Raw genomic sequence first — 7,219 nt, 5'->3', positions numbered from 1 at the left:
CCAAACCGGAGCGATTTGAGCGGGAATGGGCGACGTCACTGAGCAATTACGCCAGCCACCTGAGCAACTTGGGTCGTAGCGAGGAGGCGGCGGAGAAAGCTCTTCAGGCCCTGGAAATCCGGGAGAAACACGCCCGTGCCAAACCGGAGCGGTTTGAGCCGGAATGGGCGATATCACTGAACAATTACTCCAACCGACTGGGCGACTTGGGTCGTAGTGAGGAGGCGGCGGAGAAAGCTCTTCAGGCCCTGGAAATCTGGGAGAAACTCGCCCGTGCCAAACCGGAGCGGTTTGAGCCGGAATGGGCGACGTCACTGAGCAATTACTCCAACCGACTGGGAGACTTGGGTCGTAGTGAGGAGGCGGCGGAGAAAGCTCGTCAGGCGCTGGAAATCTGGGAGAAACTCGCCCGTGCCAAACCGGAGCGGTTTGAGCCGGAATGGGCGACGTCACTGAGCAATTACTCCAACCGACTGGGCGACTTGGGTCGTAGTGAGGAGGCGGCAGAGAAGGCTCTACTGGCACTAGAAATACGGGAGAAACTTGCCTGTGCCAAACCGGAGCGGTTCGAAGACACGTACTTGTTGGCCAGGATGCTTGCTGCAGAAACAAGCTGGCTGGCTGGTAAAGCCCCCCTTGTAACACTAGATTTAGTTTCTCGCCATTTAACGCCTCGAATGGAGCATCTGCTGAATTATCGTGAGTGTTTCTTCGCTGCGTTTTCTACTCAGGAGCAGGGGAAAATTTGTGAGGCCATCAGCCGAGCTGACGCATGCTGGGCTAAGCTGGATGCCGCACAGAAACATGCTGAGAAAGCGTACATGCTACTGCTGGCTGGACTGGCAGAATCCAAGCAAATTGAATGTGCTCATAACCGTGAATGGCGCGAAACATTGGCGCTGTACTGCAAGCAGAGAAATGGCCGCTTGCCAAGCTGGATGATTGAGGTTGCTTCCAGAGGAGGCTTTAGTCTTTGACCTTAAGCGTCTGCTTGGCCACATAAACCTGCAGCACCACATGGGCGCTCGATGACCGCTCCGGCCGAAAAGCAGCATCGACTGGCGACGTTCAAGTGAACAGCCAGTTGATCACTACCAACCAGCGAAGCGATTCTAAGTGCCAGCATGGGTATGCTCAGATAGTCGATTCCGCCGGTACGGCAAGTTTGCACAGCAGCACCAGAAAGACTTTGTTAGCGACCCCAATCACAAGCAACACGCTCGAAAATGAAAACCCCTCTCCATCTAGAGAGGGGTTCCCATCGCCCCTGCCTAGAAGCAGACAGGGAGCAAACCAGCATCACCGCAGCGGCGGTTTTATTGCTCGTTCAGGCGATAGGGCGTCAGCGTCATCACCACATTGCCGCCTGCCCCCGCCCAATCGGTATAGGTACGGTTCTTTTCCAAGGTGTAGAACGCGTCCATATAGTCGTCGTCATTGGCGAACCAGTGGCTGGGCATGGCTTGCACAATGGCATTGGCCACCGTCGCAATGATGGCGAATTCCGGCTTGAACACACCCAGTATCTTCTCCACGCCCGAGGTCAGCGCCAGTACCAGGTCTTTGTAGTTGGTATTGTCGTCATGCTCGTAGAACAGCACATTGGCTGCGGCATAACGGAAATCCGCCCACTGGATCAAGATCTGGTTGGGGTTGTAGGTGGTGCCCGAGTAATCCAGGTAGGGCATGTCTACCGCCACAATCTGCGCCTTAGCCTGGTCTGGCTGAACGCCCGACACCAGCGCGTACACTTCGGCCGCACCCGAGATCCAGGGTTCCTGGTCGTCCTTGACCGAGATACGGTCAAGCTTGGCGGTATCGACATAGCCACCGGCCTGCGCCCGTGCTTGCTGGGCCAGCTTGCCCGGCGCAGTCTGCATGCCATGCTGGCGCAATGCCTGGTTGATCAGCTTGAGGCCGGCACGCATGTCTTCGCGGGCATCGATGTCGGCAACCAGCACGGGCACATTCGGGGCCGAGCGGGCATCGAAACGATGGACATTACCCTGGCGATCGTAGGCCTCGATCACCTTCCACTGCTTGTCGTCACCCGCGGGCTCAAAGGCCACCAGGGTATTGGCCAGGCTGACCTCGGTGCTGGCCGTGGGCTGGTACAGCCGCACTTGCAGCAGGCCATCGCTATAGCCCTGCAGACCCTTGTGGCGCAGCGCCTCCTGATCCAGCCGCTTCAGCCCCTGGCTGTTGACCACCTGCTTGCCGGCAAAGCGCTGCACCCGCTCATACTGGGCCAGCACATTGCGCAGCGACGCGGCCTTGGCCTGTCCGGGTTTGGCTTCGACCTTCATCCGCTGCGCCAGGCTGGCGGCGAAATCGGGGTCGTTCAGCAATTGCGATACTTCATGCGCAGCCTGGCGCTTCACCAGGTCTACCGGTGTAGCGACAGCATTCAGGTCTTCCGCCTGTACACCCAATGCCAGTAGGCAGGCAGCGCCTACCAGGCAACGTCGGGCCAGATGTTTCACACTCATGATTTCTCCTTAAGTTTTTATGGGTACTACATCGGTACGCTTTATCTCTACCAAGCGACCGATAGGTAAAACCTTAGTTCAGAGAACATGACAAATCAATATTTTGATGAAAATAATTCTCGACAGAAAATCCTGAAGGCGCGCCATGCCCGCCGACTGGTGATCGCCAAGCATCCAGCCAAGTGCCCGATAAATATAGGTAAATAGCGCGCATCATCCTGCCACAGCAGCCGGCCAGGCCCAACTGGTAGAAGTAATGGGCTTTGTGGATAAAACCACGCCGCCCATATACATTTGTGTAAATGTATATGGGCATGCTAGTTTTAGCCCTGTGAACTCCGGCCCAGGCCGGCAGCGAACAGAGCAGCTTCCACCAGCGCCTCCGGGCGCTGTTTTTTTCTGTGCCCGCCCCCACCGGCCTGCATGCCCGCCCATCCCACACCGGCTCTTGGTGAAATAGTTGGCCGCAAGCTCTAGAATCCGCCCATTCCCCTACTACGGCGCAAGCCAATGCCCCGCCCTGACCACCCTCTGGATGTAGAAGTACTGCAACAGTTCCGGCTGATCTTCCAATCCGTGCGCAAGCATTTTCAGTCAGTAGAGAAGCAATGCGGCATCTCGGGCTCGCAGCTCTGGGCCCTGGCGCGCATCGCCCAACAGCCAGGCCAGCGGGTTACCGAACTGGCTCGCGCCATGGCCATACATCAATCCACCGCCAGCAATCTGATAGAAGACCTGGTGCGCCAAGGCCTGATCAGGCGCGAGCGCAGCCAGCAGGATCAACGCGCCGTCCTGCTGCACCCTACCGAGCAGGGCTTGGCCATCTATCAACGCGCCCCGCAACCGCTGCGCGGACTCCTGCCCGATGCGCTGGAAAAGCTCGACCCCGCCGTATTGCACGCGCTGCACGCCCAACTGGAGACCCTCATCCGCGCCATGGGCCAGGATGTCGACCCCAAGGCCAAGCACACACCGCTATCGGATATCCATTAGCGGGCTGGCGGGCTGAAAATAGCACTACCGGAGGGCATTCCGCCCTGCCCAGCCGCCACCACGCCACACATCCTGCCCCAACCGCACCTTGCATTCGCACTGGCGCCCGCTTGTTGGCATCATGCGCAGCAATTGCAATCCACGAGACTCGCGCATGAAGTACCTGCTCCTCCCCCTCGCAGCGGCCATCCTCACCGGCTGTGCCAATTTATCGACCAGCCAGCCCGGCAGCAGCCTGGATGGTTCGGGCTATCCTGTCGAAGTCTGTGCCCCGCGCTATGCCGGGGTCGCCGCCAGTTGCCAGCTGTCGGGCGCTGGCAGCAAGCAGGTCTGGCGTGCCAACCTCATCAGTGATGGCAAGCTCTATATCGGTGGCGCCCTGCGCGTAGGCAGCGACGGCCGGGTGGAAGCCGCCGGCTGCCAGGTTGCCGACGACGACGCCGTCGTGGTCGACTGCCCCGGCGCCTTGCTGTCTGCCGGCCTGATCAATCTGCACGAGCATATCGACTACAGCTATCAGCAACCGCCGCAACCGCCCAAGCTCACCTGGCAGCATCGGCATGAGTGGCGCAAGCTGCTGCCGGCCGAGCGTGGCTTTGAAGGCGACGCCCCCAAAGATGCCCAGGCCCGTACCGAGGTATCCGAGCGCGCCATGCTGAGGCATGCCCTCAGCGGCACCACCGCCCTGGCAGGCGCCAAGGACTATCGCGTGTTCCTGCGTAATCTCAAGCTGGTGGACGGCCAATTGGCCACGCCAGCAGGCAAGCCCGTCACCGACAACACCTTCCCGCTCAACGACGCTCGCAGCATGCAATGGCCGCTGGCCCCCTGCACCCGCGAGCAGCTAGCCCAGATCAAGTTCGACCCAGCCAATCCCTATGTGCCCCATGTAGGAGAAGGCACCAATGACGGCGCCCGGCATGAGATCGATTGCGTACTGGACGCCATACGCGACAAAGCCAGCCCCAGCGCCTTCATCCACGCCGTGGCCGTTGCCGGGTCACAACTGCAGCGCCTGGCCGAGCAGAAAGTCGCCGTCGTCGCCTCGCCCCGCTCCAACTTCCAGCTCTATGGCCGGACGGCCCCCCTGGCCGAGTTCAAGCAGGCCGGCGTCAATATCGCCCTGGGCACCGATTGGTCGCCCTCCGGCTCGCTGACCGAATTGGACGAGGCCCGCTGCCTGGCCCGCTATAACCGCGACAGTCTGCAAAGTCTGTTCAGCGGCGCCGACATCCACCGCATGATGACCGAGAACGCCGCAGCCGCCGTCGGCCTGCAGGGCCAACTCGGCAAACTGGCTGTGGGCGAGCAAGCCGATTTCGTCCTGTTCGATACCGAAGCCCGCCCCTCGCTCAGCGCCGTCCTGGACCACAGCGCCTTGCGCCAGACCCTGGCGGTCTTCATCGGCGGCCGGGCAGCCAGCCTGCCTAGCAGTTGGGTCGGCAAGCTCCCGCAACTGGAGCACTGCATGGCCGACCCCCGCGACCTGTGCGGCCAGCAGCGCACCATCTGCGGCGCCCATCCGCAGCGCAACCTGGCCCAGCTACTGCAGCAAGCCACCTACACCATAGACGACGCCAAAATCTGCCAGCCGCAGCCCACCAATGACTGCGTGCTGCGGTAAGTGCCGGCCATGAACTGAAATCGGTAATGGGGTATGTGCGACTGCACAGGCGCCAGGGCGACCTGATAGCGCCTGGCAGTTAGCCAGCCATCGCACTCCCCAGCGCCTGTTGCAGCAGCTGAAACACCACCTTGATGCGCATCGTCTCACGCAAATCGGGGTGGATCAGCAGCCAGAGGGACGTTGCGCACTCGGGCAGGGGCTCCCCCACCCGCTGCAATGCGGTAGCGGCATCCCCCAGTATGCAGGGCAGTACCGCCAAGCCCAGGCCGTGGATACAGGCGTCCCGCACCAGGCCGAAGCTGCTGGTGCGGTAGCCCACCTGCTCCAGCGGCTGGCGCGCCGCCAGCCAGCGCAGGGTGCGGTGGCCGCTGTAGGTGTCGTCCAGCGCAATCCACGCATGGTCTTCTAACGCCAGCGCTGCGGTGGCCGCCAGATAGGGTCGTGCACCGTAGACACAAAAGTCCAGCGGTGCGATGCGCTTGCCTATCAGGTAATCAGGCGGTTGCGAGGTGGGGCGGATGGCGATATCGGCATCGCGCTTGGATAGATTGGCCGAGCGATTATCGACTTCTACCGTCAGGGTGATCTGCGGATATTGCCGGCGGCACTGCGCAATGATGGGTTGCAGCAGCGCGAGGGCAATGCTGTCTGTGGTGGAGATACGCACCTGCCCGCTGGGGCGCAGATCGCGCCCTGCCACCCGTAACAAGGCCTGGGTAGCCGTGCTGTCCATCTCGGCCCCCGCCCGTATCAGTTCCTCTCCCGCCGCAGTAGCGTGGTAGCGACCACCGCTGCGCTCGAACAGCCGCACGCCCAGGCGGCCCTCCAGCTGATTCAGCCGCCGGAACACCGTTGCATGGTTCACCCCCATACGCCTGGCCGCACCAGCCAGCGAGCCGCTTTCGCCTATCCAGGCAACCAGGCGCAGATCGTTCAGGTCTTCCACTTCTTGCATTTTTGCAAACCCTGCTTGTTGTTATTGGCAATTCTATTGCAAATATCGAAATCATAGAATGCAGCCATCCCAACCTGAGCTGGAGACCAACATGAAACACAATCTGATCAGCACCACCCTTGCCGTACTGTTTGCCGTGGGCACGGTCCACGCCGCAGAGCCCATCTGGGATGGCAACAAGGTGCAGATGGTGAGCGAGAAGCTGGGTGACGGCACCTATGCCTTCTATGCCGACAATGCCCGCGAGCTGAACGCCAAAGGGGGTGCAGCTGCCACCAGTGGCGGCCTGATCGTGGGCAGCAAGGGGGCGCTGCTGGTCGAGACCATGCTCAACCAGCGCCTGAACACACAAGTGCAAGCACTCAGCCAGAAGCTGGGCAAGAAACCGTTGCTCTATGCCGTCAACACCAGTGCGCACGGTGACCATGCCTACGGCAATATGTATCTGCCTGCCCAAACCGTGGTGGTTCAGCATGCCCATACCCGACGCTATATGGATCACCATCTGGCCGACGACAAGGCCTTCATGATCAAGCACTTCGGAACGGGCCGCGGCATCGAGGAGATCAAGGCACGTACCGGCGATGTGCTGGTACCCGCCGGCGGCACCATCAGCCTGGATCTGGGCGGCAAGACCGTAGACGTGATGGATTTCGGCTTTGCCCAAACCGGCGGTGACCTGTGGGTGTGGGAACCCCAGGCCAAGGTTTTGTGGGCCGGCAACGCGATCATCGCCAGCAAGCCTGCCCTACCCTGGCTGCTGGACGGCAAGCTGGAAGCCACACTGGCCACGCTGCGCCGGGTCTATGATTTCCTGCCGGCCGATGCGCGTATTGTCCCCGGCCATGGCGTACCTTTGGTCAAGGAAGACCTGAAGTGGCACATCGACTACCTGGCCACCGTGCATGCCCAGGTCAAGGCCGCCGTAGCGCAGGGCCTTAGCCTGGAACAGACGGTCAAGCAGGTCGCCATGCCGGAGTTCGCAGGCTACGCCCTGTTTGGCTGGGTACACCCCGGCCTGAACGTACCCGCCGCTTACAAGGACTTGAGCGCCAGGTAAACACAGCCCAGCAAAAAGGCGGTGCCGGATTCTGGCATCCACACCGCCCTTACATCCTTACAGACGCACTTGCCTAGTACGAGCGCGCATATCAC

The 7,219-nt window shown here is 61.0% G+C and carries 6 protein-coding genes; 4 read left to right on the top strand and 2 right to left on the bottom strand.

The window, feature by feature from the left end:
• A partial coding sequence (locus QQK16_RS19455; RefSeq protein WP_284198148.1) for a tetratricopeptide repeat protein occupies window positions 1-977 on the top strand: 977 nt, incomplete at its 5' end.
• A gap of 339 nt (window positions 978-1,316) precedes the next feature.
• Here QQK16_RS19455 and QQK16_RS19450 read toward each other — a convergent pair.
• On the bottom strand, window positions 1,317-2,489 hold the full coding sequence (locus QQK16_RS19450; RefSeq protein WP_284198147.1) for a DUF3103 family protein: 1,173 nt from the start codon (window positions 2,487-2,489) through the stop codon (window positions 1,317-1,319).
• Window positions 2,490-2,999: 510 nt separating this feature from the next.
• Here QQK16_RS19450 and QQK16_RS19445 point away from each other — a divergent pair.
• Together QQK16_RS19445 and QQK16_RS19440 are read left to right on the top strand one after the other, a co-directional pair.
• Entirely contained in the window at window positions 3,000-3,482 is a 483-nt protein-coding gene (locus QQK16_RS19445; RefSeq protein ID WP_284198146.1) for a MarR family winged helix-turn-helix transcriptional regulator, read from the top strand.
• A gap of 154 nt (window positions 3,483-3,636) precedes the next feature.
• Window positions 3,637-5,106: an amidohydrolase family protein gene (locus QQK16_RS19440; protein WP_284198145.1), complete on the top strand. Its 1,470-nt coding sequence runs from the start codon at window positions 3,637-3,639 to the stop codon at window positions 5,104-5,106.
• A 79-nt stretch (window positions 5,107-5,185) separates the two neighbouring features.
• Here the strand turns inward: QQK16_RS19440 and QQK16_RS19435 are convergent, their stop codons facing one another.
• On the bottom strand, window positions 5,186-6,064 hold the full coding sequence (locus QQK16_RS19435) for a LysR family transcriptional regulator (RefSeq protein ID WP_284198144.1): 879 nt from the start codon (window positions 6,062-6,064) through the stop codon (window positions 5,186-5,188).
• Window positions 6,065-6,155: 91 nt separating this feature from the next.
• Here QQK16_RS19435 and QQK16_RS19430 point away from each other — a divergent pair, with 91 nt between their 5' ends.
• Complete coding sequence (locus QQK16_RS19430; RefSeq protein WP_284198143.1) at window positions 6,156-7,124, top strand: MBL fold metallo-hydrolase; 969 nt, start codon at window positions 6,156-6,158, stop codon at window positions 7,122-7,124.
• Window positions 7,125-7,219: the final 95 nt, after the last annotated feature.

The organism is Chitinimonas prasina (assembly GCF_030160395.1).
GTDB lineage: Bacteria > Pseudomonadota > Gammaproteobacteria > Burkholderiales > Chitinimonadaceae > Chitinimonas > Chitinimonas prasina.
Note: the sequence above shows the minus strand (reverse complement) of the source record. Positions and strands in the feature narration are given on the sequence as shown.

Excerpts from the sequence above, each read along its gene's own strand:
- QQK16_RS19430 (WP_284198143.1), top strand. The coding sequence starts at position 6,156 with ATGAAACACAATCTGATCAGCACCACCCTTGCCGTACTGTTTGCCGTG.
- QQK16_RS19445 (WP_284198146.1), top strand. The coding sequence starts at position 3,000 with ATGCCCCGCCCTGACCACCCTCTGGATGTAGAAGTACTGCAACAGTTC.
- QQK16_RS19450 (WP_284198147.1), bottom strand. The coding sequence starts at position 2,489 with ATGAGTGTGAAACATCTGGCCCGACGTTGCCTGGTAGGCGCTGCCTGC.
- QQK16_RS19435 (WP_284198144.1), bottom strand. The coding sequence starts at position 6,064 with ATGCAAGAAGTGGAAGACCTGAACGATCTGCGCCTGGTTGCCTGGATA.
- QQK16_RS19440 (WP_284198145.1), top strand. The coding sequence starts at position 3,637 with ATGAAGTACCTGCTCCTCCCCCTCGCAGCGGCCATCCTCACCGGCTGT.